The sequence below is a fragment of the Actinomadura sp. 3N407 genome, assembly GCF_052245875.1.
In the GTDB taxonomy this organism is placed as follows: Bacteria; Actinomycetota; Actinomycetes; order Streptosporangiales; family Streptosporangiaceae; genus Spirillospora.
The window spans coordinates 484,727-502,774 of the sequence record NZ_JBQQBP010000004.1 but is presented as its reverse complement, the minus strand read 5'-3'; the positions used below and the strand labels follow the sequence as shown (position 1 = coordinate 502,774).

At 71.7% G+C, this 18,048-nt stretch carries 20 protein-coding genes; 11 read left to right on the top strand and 9 right to left on the bottom strand.

From position 1 onward, the window contains the following. Window positions 1-32: 32 nt before the first annotated feature. From cobC to ACTWPP_RS12930, 6 genes are read right to left on the bottom strand one after another with little or no spacing between them, the layout of a single operon-like run. Window positions 33-1,115 carry an Rv2231c family pyridoxal phosphate-dependent protein CobC gene (gene cobC, locus ACTWPP_RS12955; RefSeq protein WP_443104451.1) on the bottom strand — a complete coding sequence of 361 codons (1,083 nt, stop codon included), beginning with the start codon at window positions 1,113-1,115 and terminating at the stop codon, window positions 33-35. Then, window positions 1,112-1,711, bottom strand: coding sequence for a precorrin-8X methylmutase (locus tag ACTWPP_RS12950; RefSeq protein WP_443104450.1), 600 nt, complete (start codon window positions 1,709-1,711; stop codon window positions 1,112-1,114). The genes cobC and ACTWPP_RS12950 overlap by 4 nt, the downstream gene beginning before the upstream one ends. A gap of 59 nt (window positions 1,712-1,770) precedes the next feature. Beyond that, on the bottom strand, window positions 1,771-3,051 hold the full coding sequence (locus tag ACTWPP_RS12945; protein ID WP_443104449.1) for a bifunctional cobalt-precorrin-7 (C(5))-methyltransferase/cobalt-precorrin-6B (C(15))-methyltransferase: 1,281 nt from the start codon (window positions 3,049-3,051) through the stop codon (window positions 1,771-1,773). 18 nt (window positions 3,052-3,069) lie between these two features. Beyond that, window positions 3,070-3,546 (bottom strand): hypothetical protein, encoded by a 477-nt coding sequence (locus tag ACTWPP_RS12940; protein WP_443104448.1) that lies wholly within the window; start codon window positions 3,544-3,546, stop codon window positions 3,070-3,072. Beyond that, window positions 3,543-4,190 carry a GNAT family N-acetyltransferase gene (locus ACTWPP_RS12935; protein WP_443104447.1) on the bottom strand — a complete coding sequence of 216 codons (648 nt, stop codon included), beginning with the start codon at window positions 4,188-4,190 and terminating at the stop codon, window positions 3,543-3,545. Before ACTWPP_RS12935 ends, ACTWPP_RS12940 begins: the two co-directional genes overlap by 4 nt. Beyond that, window positions 4,187-5,572: a cobyrinate a,c-diamide synthase gene (locus tag ACTWPP_RS12930; RefSeq protein ID WP_443104446.1), complete on the bottom strand. Its 1,386-nt coding sequence runs from the start codon at window positions 5,570-5,572 to the stop codon at window positions 4,187-4,189. Before ACTWPP_RS12930 ends, ACTWPP_RS12935 begins: the two co-directional genes overlap by 4 nt. A 24-nt stretch (window positions 5,573-5,596) precedes the next feature. On the opposite strand from ACTWPP_RS12930, the gene ACTWPP_RS12925 reads away from it, so the two are divergent. Continuing rightward, a complete protein-coding gene (locus ACTWPP_RS12925; RefSeq protein WP_443104445.1) occupies window positions 5,597-6,193 on the top strand; it encodes a TetR/AcrR family transcriptional regulator in 597 nt (198 codons plus the stop codon). Between the two features lie 11 nt (window positions 6,194-6,204). Here ACTWPP_RS12925 and ACTWPP_RS12920 read toward each other — a convergent pair whose 3' ends face one another. Continuing rightward, window positions 6,205-6,747 carry an ATP-binding protein gene (locus ACTWPP_RS12920; RefSeq protein WP_443104444.1) on the bottom strand — a complete coding sequence of 181 codons (543 nt, stop codon included), beginning with the start codon at window positions 6,745-6,747 and terminating at the stop codon, window positions 6,205-6,207. 193 nt (window positions 6,748-6,940) lie between these two features. Between ACTWPP_RS12920 and ACTWPP_RS12915 the strand changes: the two genes are divergently transcribed. The 7 genes from ACTWPP_RS12915 (at window position 6,941) to ACTWPP_RS12885 (ending at window position 14,288) form a co-directional block, all read left to right on the top strand. After that, on the top strand, window positions 6,941-7,786 hold the full coding sequence (locus ACTWPP_RS12915) for a helix-turn-helix domain-containing protein (protein WP_443104443.1): 846 nt from the start codon (window positions 6,941-6,943) through the stop codon (window positions 7,784-7,786). Continuing rightward, entirely contained in the window at window positions 7,783-7,983 is a 201-nt protein-coding gene (locus tag ACTWPP_RS12910) for a DUF397 domain-containing protein (RefSeq protein WP_443104442.1), read from the top strand. Before ACTWPP_RS12915 ends, ACTWPP_RS12910 begins: the two co-directional genes overlap by 4 nt. A gap of 108 nt (window positions 7,984-8,091) precedes the next feature. Then, the gene (locus ACTWPP_RS12905) at window positions 8,092-9,111 is read left to right on the top strand and encodes an LLM class F420-dependent oxidoreductase (protein ID WP_443104441.1); all 1,020 of its coding nucleotides are present in this window, start codon (window positions 8,092-8,094) and stop codon (window positions 9,109-9,111) included. A 99-nt stretch (window positions 9,112-9,210) separates the two neighbouring features. Further along, entirely contained in the window at window positions 9,211-10,866 is a 1,656-nt protein-coding gene (locus tag ACTWPP_RS12900) for an acetolactate synthase large subunit (RefSeq protein WP_443104440.1), read from the top strand. Window positions 10,867-10,997: 131 nt separating this feature from the next. Continuing rightward, on the top strand, window positions 10,998-11,876 hold the full coding sequence (locus ACTWPP_RS12895; protein WP_443104439.1) for an SAM-dependent methyltransferase: 879 nt from the start codon (window positions 10,998-11,000) through the stop codon (window positions 11,874-11,876). Between the two features lie 2 nt (window positions 11,877-11,878). Next, a complete protein-coding gene (locus ACTWPP_RS12890) occupies window positions 11,879-13,129 on the top strand; it encodes a cytochrome P450 (protein WP_443104438.1) in 1,251 nt (416 codons plus the stop codon). Window positions 13,130-13,166: 37 nt separating this feature from the next. Next, entirely contained in the window at window positions 13,167-14,288 is a 1,122-nt protein-coding gene (locus ACTWPP_RS12885) for an AI-2E family transporter (protein WP_443104437.1), read from the top strand. A gap of 11 nt (window positions 14,289-14,299) precedes the next feature. Here the strand turns inward: ACTWPP_RS12885 and ACTWPP_RS12880 are convergent, their stop codons facing one another. Both ACTWPP_RS12880 and ACTWPP_RS12875 read right to left on the bottom strand, forming a co-directional pair. Then, window positions 14,300-15,094 (bottom strand): methyltransferase domain-containing protein, encoded by a 795-nt coding sequence (locus ACTWPP_RS12880; protein ID WP_443104436.1) that lies wholly within the window; start codon window positions 15,092-15,094, stop codon window positions 14,300-14,302. Window positions 15,095-15,226: 132 nt separating this feature from the next. Beyond that, window positions 15,227-15,442 (bottom strand): hypothetical protein, encoded by a 216-nt coding sequence (locus ACTWPP_RS12875; protein ID WP_443104435.1) that lies wholly within the window; start codon window positions 15,440-15,442, stop codon window positions 15,227-15,229. A 253-nt stretch (window positions 15,443-15,695) separates the two neighbouring features. On the opposite strand from ACTWPP_RS12875, the gene ACTWPP_RS12870 reads away from it, so the two are divergent. The 3 genes from ACTWPP_RS12870 to ACTWPP_RS12860 are packed head-to-tail and all read left to right on the top strand — an operon-like array spanning window position 15,696 to window position 18,009. Continuing rightward, the gene (locus ACTWPP_RS12870) at window positions 15,696-16,886 is read left to right on the top strand and encodes a sensor histidine kinase (RefSeq protein WP_443104434.1); all 1,191 of its coding nucleotides are present in this window, start codon (window positions 15,696-15,698) and stop codon (window positions 16,884-16,886) included. A gap of 42 nt (window positions 16,887-16,928) precedes the next feature. Further along, complete coding sequence (locus tag ACTWPP_RS12865) at window positions 16,929-17,576, top strand: response regulator (protein WP_443104433.1); 648 nt, start codon at window positions 16,929-16,931, stop codon at window positions 17,574-17,576. Window positions 17,577-17,607: 31 nt separating this feature from the next. Beyond that, window positions 17,608-18,009, top strand: a complete 402-nt coding sequence (locus ACTWPP_RS12860) for a hypothetical protein (protein WP_443104432.1) — start codon at window positions 17,608-17,610, stop codon at window positions 18,007-18,009. Window positions 18,010-18,048 lie beyond the last annotated feature (39 nt).

Genomic DNA, 18,048 nt, shown 5'->3' with positions numbered 1-18,048 from the left:
CTTTCTGGGGGCGGCGCTCGGACGAATCGTGCTCAGATGCCCAGCTCGCCGAGCACGTCTAGCAAAGCGTCATTGGACGACCGGTCGCGCACGGCGATGCGTAGCCAGTCTGGGCCGAGTCCCGGGAATGTGTCGCCTCGCCTGACGGCGTAGCCACGCTGCCTCAGCAAGGCCCTGATGCCGAGGGCGTCCGGCACGCACAGGCACAGGAAGGACGCTCGTGCTTCGGGCACGACATAGAGGCCACGCGCGCTCAGTTCCGCCGCAAGCCTGTCGCGCTCGGCGCCGAGTTCCGCTGCCCACGTTTCGGCTTCGGCGACCGCCTCCGGCGTGGAGCACGCTTCGACGGCGACGAGCGCGGGCGTGGACACGGCCCAGAGCGGCTGCGCCTCGCTGATCGTTTTCACCAGATGGGGATCGGCCAGGATGTACCCGGCGCGCAGCCCGGCGAGCCCCCACATCTTGGTCAGCGAGCGGACGACCACGATCCCGGCGGGCAGCCGGGACGCCAGGGACTCCGGCTCGCCGGGGACGCAGTCCATGAAGGCCTCGTCGACCACGACCGTCCGGCCGGGCCTGGCCAGCGCGGCGACGGCGTCGGCCGGATGCAGCACCGACGTGGGATTGGTCGGGTTGCCGATCACGACGAGGTCGGCGTCGGCGGGAATCGATGAGTCCTGCCGGGGGGCCTGGGAGGTCGTCCCCCCGGAGAGGGACACGGGGTCGAGGGTGAAGTCCTTGGTGAGGATCACCCGTTCCACGGCGTGCCCGGCCGCCCTCAGCGCCGCCTCGGGCTCGGTGAACTGCGGATGCACGACCACCGCCTTGCGCGGCGCGAGAACCCGCGCGAGCAGGACGAACGCCTCCGCTGCGCCGGCGGTGAGCAGCACCTCGTCGGCGGACCTGCCGTGCCGCCTCGCGACCGCCCGGCGGGCCGGGCGCGGGTCGGGGTAGGCGGCCAGGTCCGCGATGGACGCCCGGAGCCGCTCGGCCAGCCACTCCGGGGGCGTGCCCGTCCGGACGTTCACGGCGAAGTCGGCGAGCCCGCCGCCGATCTCGGCGTCCCCGTGATGGCGCAGGTCGACCTCGCCGGACTCGAAGGGGGCCGCGGTCACCGGAGCCCCGCCTCGTCCAGGTACAGCAGCGCGTTGACGGCCGCCGCGGCGACGGCGGAGCCGCCCTTCTCCGAGACGTTGCTGAGCTGCGGCAGCCCGCTGGCGCGCAGCGCCTCCTTGGCCTCGCAGGCGCCGACGAAGCCCACCGGCATGCCGATGACCAGCGCCGGGCGCACCCGGCGGGCGATGATCTCGGAGATCGCCTCCGGGGATGAGCCGACCGCCCAGACCGCGCCGGGGCCCACGTCCGCGTACGACAGCCGGACCGCGGCGGCCGACCGGGTGATGCCGGCGGCGCGCGCCATCCGGGCGGCGGCGGGGTCGGAGGCGTGGCAGACCGTCTCCCGGGCGGTGATCCCTGCGGCGACCATCCCCTCGTCGGTGACGATCGGCGCGCCGTCGCGCAGCGCCGCCCAGCCCTGCCGGAGGGACTCCTCCTTGGTGACCAGGTCAACCGCGTACTCCAGATCGGCGGTGGCGTGGATCACCCGCTCGGTGACGGCGCGCCACAGCGGCGGCATCGGGGACAGGTCGACGCGGGACCGCAGGATCTCATACGACCGGACCTCGATCGGGTGGGGTTGACGGACGGTCAACTGCGCCTCCTGCTTCGCTTCCAGGACAGGGCATCAGCGTTTCACGGCTCGCCGGGGGGTTACGCCCCTTGGCCGGGTTCATCCAGGTCGTCCGGCTCGCCGGGAAGGGCGGGGATGGTCTCGATGGGACGGGTGGTCCGGGACGGCCGCCGTCCGGGGACACGGGCGTCCCGCGCACCCCAGACGACGATCACCGGGTCGCCGGGCGGCCCGGAGGAGTTCAGCGGGGTCGCCTGGAGCCGGACGGCATCGGCCGTGAAGCCCTGCTCGGCCAGCACGTCCAGCGTCTTCTGGGCCTCGTCGGCGGCGGCGATGGCGACGAGGCGGGCGGGCTTGAGGCCGGCGCAGGCGCGGACGGTCTCCGGCCCGCCGCGTCCGGCGAACCCGGGACCGATGAACACGGCGTCGGGCCTGGGCAGGTGGCCGGCGGTGGACCGCACGTCCCCGGACGCCATCGCCGCCTTGACGCCGTGGAGGCGGACGTTCTCCCGGATCCGCTCGCATGCCGCGTGGTCGCGGTCGACGGCGATCACGGCCGCGCCGAAGCGTGCGCATTCGATGCCCACGGAGCCGTCGCCGGACTCCACGTCCCACACCATGTCGCCGATTCTCGGGCCGAGCCTGGCCAGGACGAAAGCCCGGACGTCCGGCGGCAATCCCGGGCCGTCGCCGAAGGCGTCCGCAGGCAGCGCCCATCCGGCGGGGGCCGGAGCGGGCCCCGAAATCCAGCTCGTTTCACCCAGTGCGTGACGGTTGTCCAAGACGAGCACCACATCCGGGTCGTTCCAGGGACGGGTGGTGGCCTCAGCCGGCCGGACGTACACGACGCGCTCCCCAGGCCCGTCCAAGTTCTCGCAGACCACGAACGAACGCGGCGTCACAGGAAACAGTGCGCGCGCCAGTTCCGCCGGCCCCGCACCAGGCCCGGTCAGTACCGCGACCTTGGGGTGGGCTCGGCAGGCGTTCACGGCCTGTCGCAGATGTCCGTCCCGGGCCGAGACGACCAGCGCGTCCTCCCAGGGCAGTCCCGCTTGGGCGAAAGCCCGCGCCACCAGGGGCGCGGCAGGCAGGGCCTCCGGCGCATGGCCTTGTTCGAGAAGCAAACGGAGAATCCCGAAGTAGCCGGGATCGCCGTCCACGATGAGCACGACGTCCTGGTCTGACACGTCGACGCCTTTCAGCGCGCCCACGAGATCCTCGGTGGCGACCTTGCGGGCGCCGGGCGCCAATGGGAGACCGTCCAGACGACCGGGTTCTCCCACCACCAGCGCAGCGCTCTCCACAGCCGCCCGGGCCGCCTCGGAAAGCGGCGAACCGTCGCGGCCGACCACCGTCAACATCGCTTGACCCGCCGTCTCCTACCGGGCCATTCGCCCGAACATGCCGACCATGCGCTCTCCTGCCGCGTCGACCAGCACCACCTGCGCGGCGACCGGGCTGACGGCCGAGCCGGCCGTCTCGGCGGCGAGACGCTCCAGTTCACCGGCGGTCCGGCGGCACAGCTCCCGGCCGCACGGGCCGAGTTTGCCGGCGGCCTCCCACAGCTCGTAGGCGTGCCGGGCCGTCGGGGCCCCGGCCACCTCGGCGGTCAGCGCCGCACCTCCGTCCATGTAGAAGGTGATCGATTCCAGGACCCCGGTGTCGTCCAGGAGGGCGAGCTGTTCCTCCATGCCGGCGACCAGGACGACCTGCGCGATCCCGTCCTTGACCGCCGTGCGCAGCTCGCCGCTGCCGGCCGGGACGAAACACGCGTCCGGCAGCTTCGGCAGCATCCGCCGGGCCGCGTCGCGTACACCGTCCCCGTACATCACGAGCGTCCTGTCTTCAGCGGTCACTGGGGCCGTCCCTTCTCGTCCTGGGCGACGAGCCTTCCGGAGTGGCCCTCGGAGCGCCGGTGCGGCACGCCGGGAGGCGGCGATCCGGGGTGCGGGTCGGTCGCGACGCGGCTGAATACGATCATGTCCCGGCTGACGCCGCCGGCGTCGCGTTCCGCGCCCCGCGCGACGCCCTCGCGCACGTAGCCGGCCTTCTCGGCGACGCGGATGGACGCGTGGTTGGTGACCATGGCGCGCAGTTCGACGCGGAAGAGCCCGCAGTCGTGCAGCGCCCAGTCGGACACCAGCGACAGGGCCTCCGTGGCGTGGCCGCGCCCACGCACGCCCGGCCGCATCCCGTAACCGACCTCGCTCGTCAGGTGCTCCCAGTTCACCTTGAACAGCCCGATGGTGCCGAGCAGGTCGCCGGTGTCGCGGTCCGTCGCCGCCAGGTGGATGCCCAGCCCGAAACGCTGCACCTTGTGGACGCCCTCCCGCAGGAACCACGCGATGGGCTCGGCCTCCAGCACGCCCGGAAAATTGGGCGGCAGGAAGTCCTCCCCTGCACGGATCACATCGATCAGCCCGGCCGCGTCGTCGATGCCGAACGGGCGCAGCACGAGCCGTTCACCCTCAAGGCGGACACTTCCCTCGAAGGCGTTCACGCGCGCTCCCCTCTGCAGGCGTTGACCAGCCTGCTCGCGAACCAGGGCGACCCGGCCCAGTGCAGATGAAGGTAGGACGCTACACAGTCGCCCTGCACGAAGCCCACGGGGCCGGACGCGGTCCACTGCCAGGCGGCCGTGTCCCCGTGGACGGGTCGGGTGACCGTGCTGTGGAACTCGTGGCCGCGCACCCGTTCGCCCGCGCGGGCGACGACCGAGTCGGCCACCGCCACCGCGGCACGATAACCCAGCGTCAGCCGCGAGGCCATGGCCGCCCGGACACCGTCCAAGACCCCGCACATGGGCGCACCGTCCAGCTCTTGCGCGAGGTAGAGGAGGCCCGCACATTCGGCGTACACAGGCCGGGACGCCTTGCCGAAGGCCGCCAACTCTTCACGCAAGGGCTCGTTGGCCGACAGGTCCGCCGCGTGCATCTCGGGGAACCCTCCGCCGATGACGACACCCCTCGTCCGTTCGGGGAGCCTCTCGTCCCGCAGGGGGTCGAACCGGACGACTTCGGCGCCCGCGGCCGTGAGCAGCTCCTCGTTCTCCGTGTAGCCGAACGTGAACGCCGGCCCCCCGGCGACCGCGATCCGCGGCCGTTCCGCCGCCTCCGCCCGAACGGCGGCCTCGGACGGGTCCCACGGCTCGGCGTTCAGCGGGGAGGCGGCCCGGGCCAGGGCGAGCACCGCGTCCAGGTCGCAGGACGCGGCGACGAGGTCGCCCAGCCGCCGGACGGTCTCGACCGCCTCCGCCCGCCGTTCGGCCGCCGGCACGAGACCGAGATGGCGTGACGGGGCCGTCGCCTCGTCGTGGTGGCGGAGCGCACCGAGGACCGGCAGGCCCAGTTCCTCGACGGCCTCGCGGCACATGCGCTCGTGACCGTCCGAACCGAGACGGTTGAGGATCACGCCGCCGACCCTGACCGTCCCGAATGAGCTGAATCCGTGGACGAGGGCGGCCACGGACCGTCCCGCCGCCGTCGAGGCGTCCACGACCAGAACGACCGGTGCGTCCAGAAGGGTCGCGACGTGCGCGGTGGACGCGTAGTCGCCGCCACCGTCGGAATCGGACGTTCCCAGCCCTGCGGCGCCGTCGTACAGGCCCATGACGCCTTCGACGACGGCGATGTCCGCCGCCGCGGCGCCGTGCAGAAGCAGCGGGACGACCAGTTCCTCGGACGTCAGCCACGGATCCAGGTTCCGTCCAGGCCGTCCTGTGGCGAGCGCGTGGTAACCAGGGTCGATGTAGTCCGGCCCGACCTTGTGCGGGGAGACCTTCAGGCCACGAGCGGCGAAAGCGGCCATCAGCCCCGTCGCAACGGTCGTCTTGCCGCTTCCCGTGGAAGGCGCGGCTACGACGAGCCGAGGGACACTGGCCACGTCTGCACAGCATAGGCTGTCGCGGTGAGCTACCAGCGCCTGTCCCCGGACGAACGGCGTGCCCAGATCCTGGACGTCGCGCGGCGGATGTTCACCGAGCTGCCCTACGCCGAGGTGTCCACCGCCGCGATCGCGCGTGAGACCGGTGTCCAGCGCGGCCTGATCCACTATTACTTCGGGACGAAACGAGAGCTGTTCCTCAAGGTCGTCCAAGGGCTGACGGCGTCGGCCGCGCTACAGGCCCCGCCGCCGGACGCGAGGATGACGCTGCCCGAGGCGGTCGAGCTGTGCGTGAACCTGTTCCTCGACACGGCGGAGAGGAACGCGACGACCTGGTTCGCGGCCCTGGACGCCGAGGGGTTCGGGCAGGACCCGGAACTGCTGCGGATCGTGAACCGGTTCCGGGACCAGACGGTCGAGCACATGCTCGCCGTCCTGCGGGTGCCGGAGCCGACCGAGACCTTGCGCGCCGTCCTGCGCATCTACTCGGGGCTGGCGGACGCGGCGACGCGGCAGTGGCTCCAGGAGAAGACGCTCGACCGCGATCAGGTGCGCACGCTGCTCGCGCGGTCGCTGCTCAACCTGGTGAGCGACATAGGCCCCGCTCTGGAGAAGCACTAGATCACAACGGGTCAGGCGGGAGCGATGGTCGCTCCGGGCACGGCGAACCAGACGGCCTTGCCGCGGACGGGCGGCCCGAGCCGCGACATCGTCCGCAGCATGCCCCAGCGTTCCCCGGACAGTTCGCGGACGATGCTGAGCCCGCGTCCGCAGTCGCCGGACGTCCACGAGTAGCCGGGCAGCGCCGCGTCCGCGAGCGCGTCGAAGACGGCGCAGCGCACCTCGCCGGCGTCGGCGGCCTCGCCGTCGCCGGTCTCGCCTCCGGCCACGTAGAGCCACAGCTCGTGGGGACCGTGGTCGCCGGCGTGCTGGTGCGCGTTCGTCGCGAGTTCGCTGACCATGAGCTGCGCGTCGGCGATCACCTCGCGCGGCACGCCCAGCGAGGCGAGGGCGTCGCGCAGGACGGCGCGGGCGTGGCCCGCGCATCCGGGCCCGCCCGGGAGGGCCCAGACCCAGCCGGGCCTGGTGCCCGCCGGGGCGCGGGCGTTGTCGGTGGCGTCGGCCATGGCGTCGGCCATGGTCTGCGCCGTAAGGTCGGCTGGCGTGCTCTTCACGGGTTCCTCCCGCGGTCTACGTGCCCGGGCACGGCCGGCCGTCCCGTCACTGTCGGTTTTCGACCGGTCACGGAACCAAGCGTGTCGTGAGATTCTCACGATCGCAACAGTCTTCACAGAATTGCTCGACCCTTCCTGCCGGGTTCGTCAATCGCGTTGTGGCGCGCGTCGAGAGTGGTAAGACTCCACTCCCATGACCTACCGCCCCACCGTCCGTGGCCGCCGTCTGGCGCGGGAGCTCCGCAAGCTGCGAGAGGAGCAGGGCCTGACCCTGCAGGAGGTGGCGGACCGGCTCGACTGGTCGCGAGCCACCGTCTCCCGCCTCGAAACCAGCCAGACCCGCCCGAAGCCCGGCGACATCGCCGACATCCTCGATCTGTACGGGGTGCCGAGCCCGGACCGCGACGCGCTCATCACCCTCGCCCGGCAGGCCGGCCAGCGCGGCTGGTGGACCGCCTACCAGGACGTGTTCGCCGGCAGCTATGTCGCGCTCGAGGACGAGGCGTCGCACATCCGCACCTGGGATCCCCAGCTCGTGCACGGGCTGCTGCAGACCGAGCAGTACTCCCGCTCCGTGATCACGGCGGGTCGGCTCCTGCCCGCCCAGGAGGACATCGAGCGCCGCATCGCCGCCCGCAAGATCCGCCAGGCCCTGCTCGACCGGGCGGACGCGCCGCGCCTGCAGGTCGTGTTCGACGAGGCGGTCCTGCACCGTCCGATCGGCGGCGACGAGGTGATGCGCGCCCAGCTGGACGCCCTCGCGACCGCCGCGGCGACCCGCCCAACCGTGTCGATTCAGGTACTTCCGTATACAGCCAAGGAGCATGCGGGCCTAGACGGACGATTCACCATATTGTCGTATCCAGACCCCGCAGACCCAGATATCGCCTATGTAGAGGGCACCATGGGTGACGTTTACCTTGAGAGTGCGGAGGCAATAGCAAAACATAGGGACCGCTTCGACCGGATCGAGGCGGCCGCACTGTCCACCGAGGAATCCGCGCACCTCATCGCCGAGGCAGCAAGGAGCAGCCCGTGACCAACCTGCAGTGCGAACTCACCGGTGCCCCCTGGCGCAAGTCGTCCCACAGCGGGAGCGGCGACCAGTGCGTCGAGGTGGCGCCACTGTCCAGCGACCTTCGCGCGGTACGCGACTCCAAGGACCCGTCCGGACCGGCGCTGGTGCTGACGCCGTCCGCCTGGCGGGGCCTGCTGGGCGCGATCAAGGAGGTCTAGCGACCGTTCGATCCGGGGGCCGCGGCGGGGGCGCCGCGACCCCCGGCCCTTCCACGGAACTAGAACGTGTTCTAGTATCGCCTGCGTCGGCAACCGGAGGGGTGCAACGTGACCGCGGAACTCAAGCTCGGCATCAACGTCGGCTACTGGCAGCGCGACGTCGACGACCAGACCGAGACGGTCCTGGCCGCCGAACGCTGCGGCTACGACTCGGTGTTCACCGCCGAGGCGTACGGCTCGGACGCCTTCACCCCGCTGGCCTGGTACGCCGCCCGCACGTCCCGGATCAAACTGGGAACCGCCGTCGTCCAGATCTCCGCGCGCACGCCCGCGGCGACCGCGATGCACGCCCTCACCCTGGACGCGCTGTCGGGCGGGCGGATGATCCTCGGGCTCGGCGCGTCCGGGCCGCAGGTCGTCGAGGGCTGGTACGGGCAGCCGTTCCCCAAGCCGCTCGCCCGCACCCGCGAGTACCTCGACATCGTCCGGCAGGTGTGGCGCCGCGACGCACCGGTGACCAGCGAGGGCCCGCACTACCCGCTGCCGCTCCCCGGCGGTGCGGGCCTCGGCAAGCCGCTGAAGTCGATCGTCCACCCGGTCCGCCCGGAGATCCCCGTCTACCTGGGCGCCGAGGGCCCGAAGAACGTCGCGATGTCCACCGAGATCGCGCAGGGTTGGCTGCCGCTGTTCGTCGACCCGCAGCAGATCGAGCCGGTGTTCGGCGCGTCGCTCGCGGGCCGCCCGGACGGCTTCGAGATCGCCGCGACCGTCACCACGATCGTCACCGACGACCTGGAGTCCGCGCTGCAGTTCGCCAAGATCCCGCTCGCGTTCTACATCGGCGGGATGGGCGCCCGGGACCGCAACTTCCACCTCGACCTGATCGGCCGGCTCGGCTACGCGGAGCAGGCCGCACGCGTCCAGGAACTCTTCCTCGACGGCCGCCGCGACGAGGCGATCAAGGCCGTGCCGGACGAGCTGGCCGACTCCATCTCCCTCCTCGGCCCCATCGGGCGGATCAAGGAGCGGCTCCAGCTCTGGCGCGACAGCCCCGTCACCACCGTGCTGATCGCCGGCGTCCGGGACGAGCCGACCCTGCGCGCGATCAAGGACCTGGCCGACTCCTGACGAGATCGATCCCACATCGACGCGTGGAATGCAGGTACCTGCCCGGGTGCTGCACGAGACAGCACCCGGCGATACCCCGGACTGGAGATGGGACTCGCGATGTCCACGCAGGAAGACGCCGCCCGCCTGCTCGTCAGGACCCTTGAGGCGGAGGGCGTCGAATACGTCTTCGGCATTCCCGGCGAGGAGAACATCCACTTCGTCCACGCCCTGAACGACTCCCCGATCCGCTACGTCCTCGTCCGGCACGAGCAGGGCGCCGCGTTCATGGCGGAGATCTACGGGCGCCTCACCGGCAAGGCTGGCGTGGCCTCGGCGACGCTCGGCCCCGGCGCGATCAACATGCAGCTCGGCGTGGCGGACGCCACCACCAACAGCACCCCCGTCGTCGCGATCTCCGCGCAGGTCGGCCTTGACCGCATCTACAAGGAATCGCACCAGATCGTCGACCTGGTCTCCCTCTTCCGCCCGATCACCAAGTGGTCGGAGCTGGCCCCCCGGGCCGAGGCCCTGCCGGAGATGGTGCGCAAGGCGTTCAAGACCGCGCAGACCGAACGTCCCGGCGCCGTCTACCTGGCGATCCCCGAGGACGTCGAGGCCGCGAAGGTCTCCTCGGACCTGAAGCCGCTGCCGGTCAACGTCGTCCGCACCCAGGAGCCGTCGCCCTCGCAGATCGCCCGCGCCGCCGACGTCCTCGCCGTCGCCCGGCGGCCGATCGTCCTCGCCGGCCACGGCGCGACCCGGGCCGGCGCGAGCACCGCGCTGAGGCACTTCTCCGAGCATCTCGGCCTGCCGGTCGCGACGACCTTCAACGGCAAGGGCGTCTTCCCGGACGACCACCGCAACGCGCTCGGCGCGGTCGGCTTCATGCGCCACGACTACGTCAACTTCGGGTTCGACGAGGCGGACGTCCTCATCACGGTGGGCTACGAGCTCCAGGAGTTCGACCCCGTCAAGATCAACCCGGCCGCCGACAAGAAGATCGTCCACATTCACCAGTTCCCCGCCGAGGTCGACGAGCACTACTCCGTGGAGGTCGGCATCCAGGGCGACATCTCCAGGTCGCTCCACGCCCTGGCCGACAGCGTCCACCGCCGCTTCGACGTCAACGGCACCGGCCGGAAGATCCGCCAGATGCTGCACGACGAGCTGACGGAGGGCGCCGCCGAGGACGGCCATCCGCTCTCGCCACGCCGCATCGTCACCGACATCCGCGCCGCCATGGGCCGCAGCGACATCGTCCTCGCCGACACCGGCGCGGTGAAGATGTGGATGGCGCGCATGTACCCGACCTACGAGCCGAACACCCTGCTGGTGTCCAACGGGCTGTCGTCCATGGGCTTCTCCGTCCCGGGCGCGATCGCCGCGAAGCTCGCCCACCCCGACCGCAGGGTCCTCGCCGCCACCGGCGACGGCGCGTTCCTGATGAACTCGCAGGAACTGGAGACCGCCGTCCGCGAGAACGTTCCGATCACTGTGCTGATCTGGGACGACTCCGCCTACGGCCTGATCGGGTGGAAGATGGACCTCGACCTCGGCGAGAGCTCCAACATCAAGTTCGGCAACCCGGACTTCGTCCGGTACGCGGAGAGCTTCGGCGCCCGCGGCTACCGCATAACGACCGCCGACGAGCTGCTCCCGACCCTCCGCAAGGCCCTCGCCGAGGACACGGTCTCCGTCATCACCGTCCCCGTCGACTACTCCCACAACCTCCAGCTGACAGACAAATTGGGCGACTTGACCGACCCCTTCTAGAACCGGAGGGACGGCCGGGCGCCACCCCTCCGCCTGCACGGGCATAAACGCTCCAGTTGATCAACGGGAGCGTTTTTGTCATATTGTGCTGTTAAGTGTCGGATGATCAGGATTGGACGAAAGGTCCGTCCATGGGTGAGAACGTTTCCGGTCCGCCGTCGGACGTCGATGTCTCGGTGCCCAATGTCGCCCGGATGTACGACTACTACCTGGGCGGAAAGGACAACTACGTCGCCGACCGGGAGGCCGCGGAGAGGGTCATCGAGGTGATGCCGGGGTCGCAGGCGGGGGCGCGGGCGAACCGGGCGTTTCTCGTGCGCGCGGTCCGCCATCTGGTCGCGGAGGCGGGGATCGCACAGTTCCTCGATCTCGGCGCGGGGCTGCCCACCCAGAACAACGTGCACGAGGTGGCGCTGTCGCTGAACCCGGACGCCCGGGTGGTCTACGTGGACTGGGACCCGGTGGTCTGCTCCCACAGCCGCGCGCTGCTGCGGGCCCCGGACAGCGTCGGCGTGGTCGAGGCGGACCTGCGGGACGCGGACGCGATCCTGCGGCACGAGACGGTCCGGGCGCTGCTGGACTTCGACCGGCCCATCGCGGTGATGACGGTGTCGATCCTGCACTTCGTCGCCGGCTCCGATGACCCGCAGGGCATCGTGGCGCGGTACCGGGACGCCACCGCGCCGGGGAGTCACCTGGTCGTCTCCCATCTGACCGGGGACCTGATGGCGAAGGCCCGCCCGGAGGAGACCGAGCGGGCCAAGGAGATCTACCGCCGCACCGCAACCCCCGTCCACCTGCGCACCCACGGGGAGCTCGGGGACCTCTTCAAGGGCTATGACCTGGTGGACCCGGGCCTGGTGTGGCTGACCGACTGGCGTCCCGACGAGCCCGTCCCGGACGGGCCGGCGGTCGTGCGGCTCGGTGCGGGACGCGGCGGGGCGCCCGAGGAGGCGCCCGGTTACGGAGGCCGGATCCCCGCGTACGCGGGCGTCGGCCGCAAACTCTGACGATGCGAGGAGACGGTGTGACCGGTCTGGGCGACATCGACCTGTCCAAGGGCGGTTTCTGGGCCGCGCCGTACGCCGATCGCGCGGCGGCGTTCGAGGTGCTGCGGCGCGAGAAGCCGATCGGCTTCTTCGCGGAACCGCGCGTCCGGTGGGCGAGGCCCGGCCCCGGTTTCTACGCGGTGACCCGGTACGCCGACGTGGTGGAGGCCAGCCGGAGGCCGGAGGACTTCTCCAACGCCGAAGGCGTGATGGTGTTCGAGCGGCCGCCGGAGTCGGTCGAGTTCTTCGACTCGATGATCAACATGGACGATCCGCGGCACGCCCGGCTGCGCCGGATCGTCTCCCGGGCGTTCACCCCGAGCATGATCGAGCGGCTGGACGGCGAGATCCGGCAGGTGGCCGCCGAGATCGTGGACGACCTGCTGGAGCGCGGGGGGTGCGACTTCGTCACCGAGGTCGCCGAGCGGCTGCCGCTGACCATCATCTGCCGGATGATGGGCGTCCCGGAGAGCCGGCACCGGTTCGTCGCCGAACGCACCAACATCATTCTCGGTGCGGGCGACTCCGAGTACACCCCGGAGGAGGACCAGCCCGTCACCATTCTCACCGCGGCGGCCGAGCTGGCCGGCATGGTCAGGGAACTCGCCGCCGAACGCGTCGAGTCGCCCGGCGACGACCTGACGTCCAAGCTCGTCAACGCCAACATCGACGGCGAGAAGCTGACCGCCCGGGAACTCGGCTCCTTCTTCGGCATCCTGCTGCAGGCGGGCAACGAGACGACTCGCACCGCCATCTCGCACGGGCTCCTCCTGCTCACCGAGCACCCGGACCAGAAGCGGCTGTGGGCCGGCGACTTCGAACGGTACGCCGCGACCGCGACCGAGGAGATCGTCCGCTTGGCGTCGCCCATCATCTACATGAGGCGCACCGCGACCCGGGACTGCGAGCTGAACGGCCACCACTTCAGCAAGGGAGACAAGCTGCTCCTGTACTACTGGTCGGCCAACCGCGACGAGACGGTCTTCGACGCCCCGGACCGGTTCGACGTCACCCGCTCACCCAACCCGCACCTCGGCTTCGGCGCCCCCGGACCGCACTACTGCCTGGGCGCCCACCTCGCCCGGAGCGAGGTCACCGCCGTCTTCCGGGAACTGCTCGCCCGCGCGCCCGGCATCCACGCCGCAGGGGAGCCGGACCGGCTGCGCTCGAACTTCCTCAACGGCATCAAGCACCTGCCCTGCTCCCTTTCCTGAACCGGCCGCGGCGAGGCGGGGAGCGATTGCCGGGCGGGTGTCCGGGTACGGGCGGCGGGTGACGTCCGGCAAGGGATTCGACGCCGTTCCGTCCACGTTGCGCAACACGGCGGCGGTGGCCGCGTGCTTTCTGGTCATCGTGGCGGCCGTCGGCGTGCTGGTCTACCTCTTCACGAAGGTCGCGTCTCTGGTGATGGCGGTGATCGCCGCCCTCCTGCTGACCGCGCTGGTGTCGCCGGTCGCGCGCCAGGTGCGGCGGCTGCGCGCACCCGCCTGGGTCGCCGCGCTCTCCGGGCTGCTCACCGTGCTCATCGCCATCGGCGGGTCGGTCGCGCTGGTCGGCAACCGGATCGCCAACCAGTGGGAGGAGATGCGCCGGAGCCTGACCGAAGGGCTGCAGCAGACCCAGGACCAGATCGTGAGCGCGCTGCCGATCAGCGAGCCGCGGCTCGACGCCCTGATCGACGGCGCCGTGAGCGCCCTCCGGCGGTCGTCGCCCGACCCGGTCGCGAGTGCCGGCATGGCGACGCGGGTGGGCGCCGCCGTGCTGATCTGCCTGTTCCTGCTGTTCTTCATGCTGAAGGACGGAAGGAGCATGTGGGAGTGGATCCTGCGGCTGGCGCCCGAGCGGCTCCGCCCGAAGGTCGACGTCGCGGGACGCGCGGGATGGCGGGCGCTGGGGCAGTACGTGCACGGGATCATCCTGGTCGCGCTGGTGGACGCCGCCGGGATCGGGCTGGCGCTCCTGCTGATCGGGGTCCCGTTCGTCCTGCCGCTGACGCTGCTGACGTTCATCGCCGCGTTCGTCCCCATCCTCGGGGCGATCCTCGCGGGCGCCGCCGCCGTGCTCATCGCGTTCGTCAGCGGCGGTGCGACGGACGCGCTGCTCGTGCTGGCCGCCGTCCTCGCCGTCCAGCAGGCCGAGAGCCACCTGCTGCAACCCCTGATCATGGGCCGGACGCTGCATCTGCACCCGGTCGTGGTCGTCGTCGCCGTCGCCGCCGGGACGCTGGCGGCGGGCATCCCGGGAGCCATCGTCGCCGTCCCGCTTGTCGCGGTCGTGTACCGCGTCGCGTCCGTGCTGGCCAACGACGACGACGGCGGCGCCCCGGAAGCGGATGCCCGGCTCGCGCCGGAGGGGCCGCCCGGCTCACGCTGACGGGCGGCGGGTCAGGCGCGGCAGAGGATCTCGCCGTGGGTCACGGAGTACCAGCCGTCTTCGGCGGCGGCCCACGCCTTCCAGCCCTCGTAGACGCGCCGGAGTTCGTCGCGGGTGGCGTGGCCGCCGGCGACGGCGTGGTCGGCGACCGATGACCTGATCATCCGGCCTCCCCACGATTCGCTCCACCACTCGCGTTCCGCGGGCGTGGAGTAGCACCAGGCCGAGGAGGAGGCGGTGACGTCGGTGAAGCCGGCGGCGCGGGCCCAGGAGACCAGGCGGCGGCCGGCGTCGGGTTCGCCTCCGTTGCCGCGGGCCACCCCGTAGTAGATCGGCAGCCAGGCGTCCATGCCGGGCGGGTCCGGGTACCAGATCATGGCGCCGAAGTCGGCGTCGCGTGCGGCGACGATGCCGCCGGGCCTGGTGACGCGGCGCATCTCGCGGAGGGCCTGGACGGGGTCGGCGACGTGCTGCAGGACCTGGTGGGCGTGGACCAAGTCGAACGTGGCGTCGTCGTAGTCCAGGGCGTGGACGTCGGCGACGGCGAATTCGACGTTGTCCAGGCCGGCGGTGTTCGCGCGGGCCTCGTCCACGACGTTCTCGGCGGAGTCGGCCGCGACGACGCGGCCCGGGGCGACACGTTCGGCCAGGCCGGCGGTGATCGTGCCCGGGCCGCAGCCCACGTCCAGCACCGAGTTCCCGGGGCGCAGATGCCCGATCAGATAGGCGGCGGAGTTCTCGGCCGTGCGCCACCGGTGCGAGCTCAGCACGCTCGCGTGGTGGCCGTGCGTGTAGGTCGGGGCCATCGGGATCACCTCTCTGTCCGGTGCCCTCACCCTACGATTGCTTCTCACATTCTGGGAACTCTGTATCAATATATGAGACGAGCGGTGCGGGAAAAGGGGACCGAGATCGCTCGGTCCCCTTTCCGTCGCCGGTCAGGCCGCCACGGCGATGCGGGCGGGCACCGGCCGGGTGGACGGCGCCTGCCGCATGGGCAGTGCCTCCACCGGGGCCAGCGCGGGCGAGGTCTCGGCGTAGGCGTTCAGCGTCGCGTGCGGAAGCTCGGTGAGCCACGGCTCCACGACGGTCCGCTCGGCGGGGCCGTCAAGCCGCAGGTGGGAGAGATGGAACGTGCCGGTCGCTGCACTCACTGCCAACACCCCTTCCTTAGCCCGGTGGGCCGCGCCTGTGCGGAAGCCACCGACTGTCACATACCCCTTGGTACGTCATTACAAGCCACTCGGTTCGACTCCTGTTCCCGGGTGTCGCCCGAATCACAAGGTCAACAGTACGAAGCACCTACGACATTCTCGAACCTTTATTCGACCCGGCCGGGCCGGGCGGTGGACGGATCAGCCGAATGGCCGATCCGCGCCCGGCCGATCGGCCGTACCCTGCGTGAGCGTGAGCGACACCGGGGCGGGGCTGGACCGCATCCATTCGGCGGGCGGCTGCCTCGCGCGCGTCGCGTACGGCGGGTTCGCCTCCCTGTACCTGCTGGTCTGCCTGTTCGCCGTCATCCAGGACGCGGCCTCCGTGTGGATGGTCGTCGTCGCGGCCGTGGCCAACGCCGCGGTCGTGTTCAGGCGCCGCTTCCTCATGTGGGCGATCGCCGCCGGCGGCCTGTCGGTGCTCAGCACCACCTACCTCGGGATGGTGCTCACCCCCGAATACGTGCCGAGCATGTTCGCCGAGATCGGCGCCCTGCTGATCCTCATCACGCGGACGGTGTGGAAGGCCGAGCGGCCGCTGCTCGTCCCGATGACGGTGCTGCTCGGCGCGGCGATCCTCGCGAGCCCGCTGCGCTGGTCGGTGCTCGCGGCGGCGGCGTTCACCGCGCCGCTCGGCATCACCGTCGCGATCGCGATCGGCATCGGGCTCTACCTGCGGGCGCTGGAGACGCGGCGGTCCCGGACGCTGGCGGCGGCGCGGCGGGACGAGCGGCTGGAACTGGCCCGCGACCTGCACGACTTCGTCGCCCACCATGTGACGGGCATCGTCGTCCAGGCGCAGGCGGCACGGTTCTCGGCCCAGTCGGGGTCGGCGCAGTCGCCCGAGCAGCTCGACCGGATGTTCGGCGGGATCGAGAAGGCCGGCACCGAGGCGCTGACGTCGATGCGCCGCATGGTCGGGCTGCTGCGGGACGCCCAGAACGGCGACGCGCCCGACGGGGACGCCGGCCTGGACGGCGGCGCCTCCGCGACACGTCCCGTCGGCGACCTCGGGCGGCTCCGCGACCTCGTCGCCGCGTTCACCCATCCGCCCGCCTCGCTGACGCTCGCACCCGATCTCGGCACGCTGCCGCCCGAGGTGGCGGCATCTGCGCACCGCGTCGTTCAGGAGGCGCTGACCAACATCCGCAAGCACGCCGCCGACGCGGCGTCCGTGCGGGTGACGGTCACGCGGACGGGCGGCGCGGTCGAGGTGGCGGTACGCGACGACGGGAGGGGACGCGGCCGGCCCCTCCCGTCCGGCGGGTTCGGGCTCACCGGGCTGGCGGAACGGGTCGGGGCGCTCGGCGGGCGGCTGGACGCGGGCCCGCGTCCCGACGGCGGCTGGGAGGTCGTCGCCGTGCTGCCCACGGGGGACCGATAGCCGCAATACCGACAGAAACGCAATGCTGACAGAATTCATCTCGTGGCCATCCGCGTACTGATCGCCGACGACCAGGAGATGGTCCGGACCGGGTTCCGGATGATCGTCGACTCGCAGCCCGACATGGAGGTGGTCGGGGAGGCCGCCGACGGCGCCGAGGCCGTCGCGCGGGCCCGCCGCCTCCGCCCGGACGTGTGCCTGTTCGACATCCGGATGCCGAAGATGGACGGCCTGGAGGCCACCCGCGCGCTGGCCGGCCCGGACGTCCCCGACCCGCCGCGCGTGGTGATCGTCACGACGTTCGACATGGACGAATACGTGTACGGGGCGCTGCGCGGCGGCGCGGCCGGGTTCCTGCTCAAGGACAGCGGGCCCGCGCTGCTCGTGGAGGCGGTCCGGGCCGCGGCGAACGGCGGGTCGCTGGTCTCGCCGTCCATCACCGTCCGGCTGCTGGAGCGGCTGGCGCGGCCGACCGCGGCGCCGGTTCCGCCCCGCGAGCCGCTCACCGACCGGGAACTGGACGTGGTGCGGCTCGCCGCACGCGGCCGGACGAACGAGGAGATCGCCGGGGATCTGTTCGTGTCGCTGTCCACGGTCAAGACGCACCTCGGCAGCGTCCACCGCAAGCTCGGCACCCGGAACCGGGTCGAGACGGCAGCCTGGGCGTGGGAGTCGGGCCTGATGACCTGACCGGAGGGGCACGACGGGCACGGTGGGGATGATGACGGGGACGACGGGGACGCGGGGGAAGGACGAGGCACTGGCACCGGAGTCGATGAACGGCCTGCCCGTGACGGTCGTGGCCCTCTGGGTGCTGTGCGCCGCCGGATGGGGCGCCGTCTTCGCCGGCCTGCGCGGCGGTGTGCACGGACCGGCCCGCGGCCCCGCGCTGTTCGCGCACATCGCGACGCCCGCGGGCATCGTCCTGACGTTCTCGCTGATCGGCTTCGGGTCCCTGTACGCGACGATCGCGCTGACCGCCGAATGGTGGGCGCTGCTGATCGTGACCGGGTTCCGTCCCGAACGGCTGCTGTCCACCGGCGGCCTCGGCCGCCTCGCCGCGTGGGCCGCCGTCACCGCCGCCGCGACGATCGCCGCCGCGCGGCTCGTCTTCCACATCTGAAGATCCGGTCCGCGGACCCGAACCCACGATGGGCCGCGT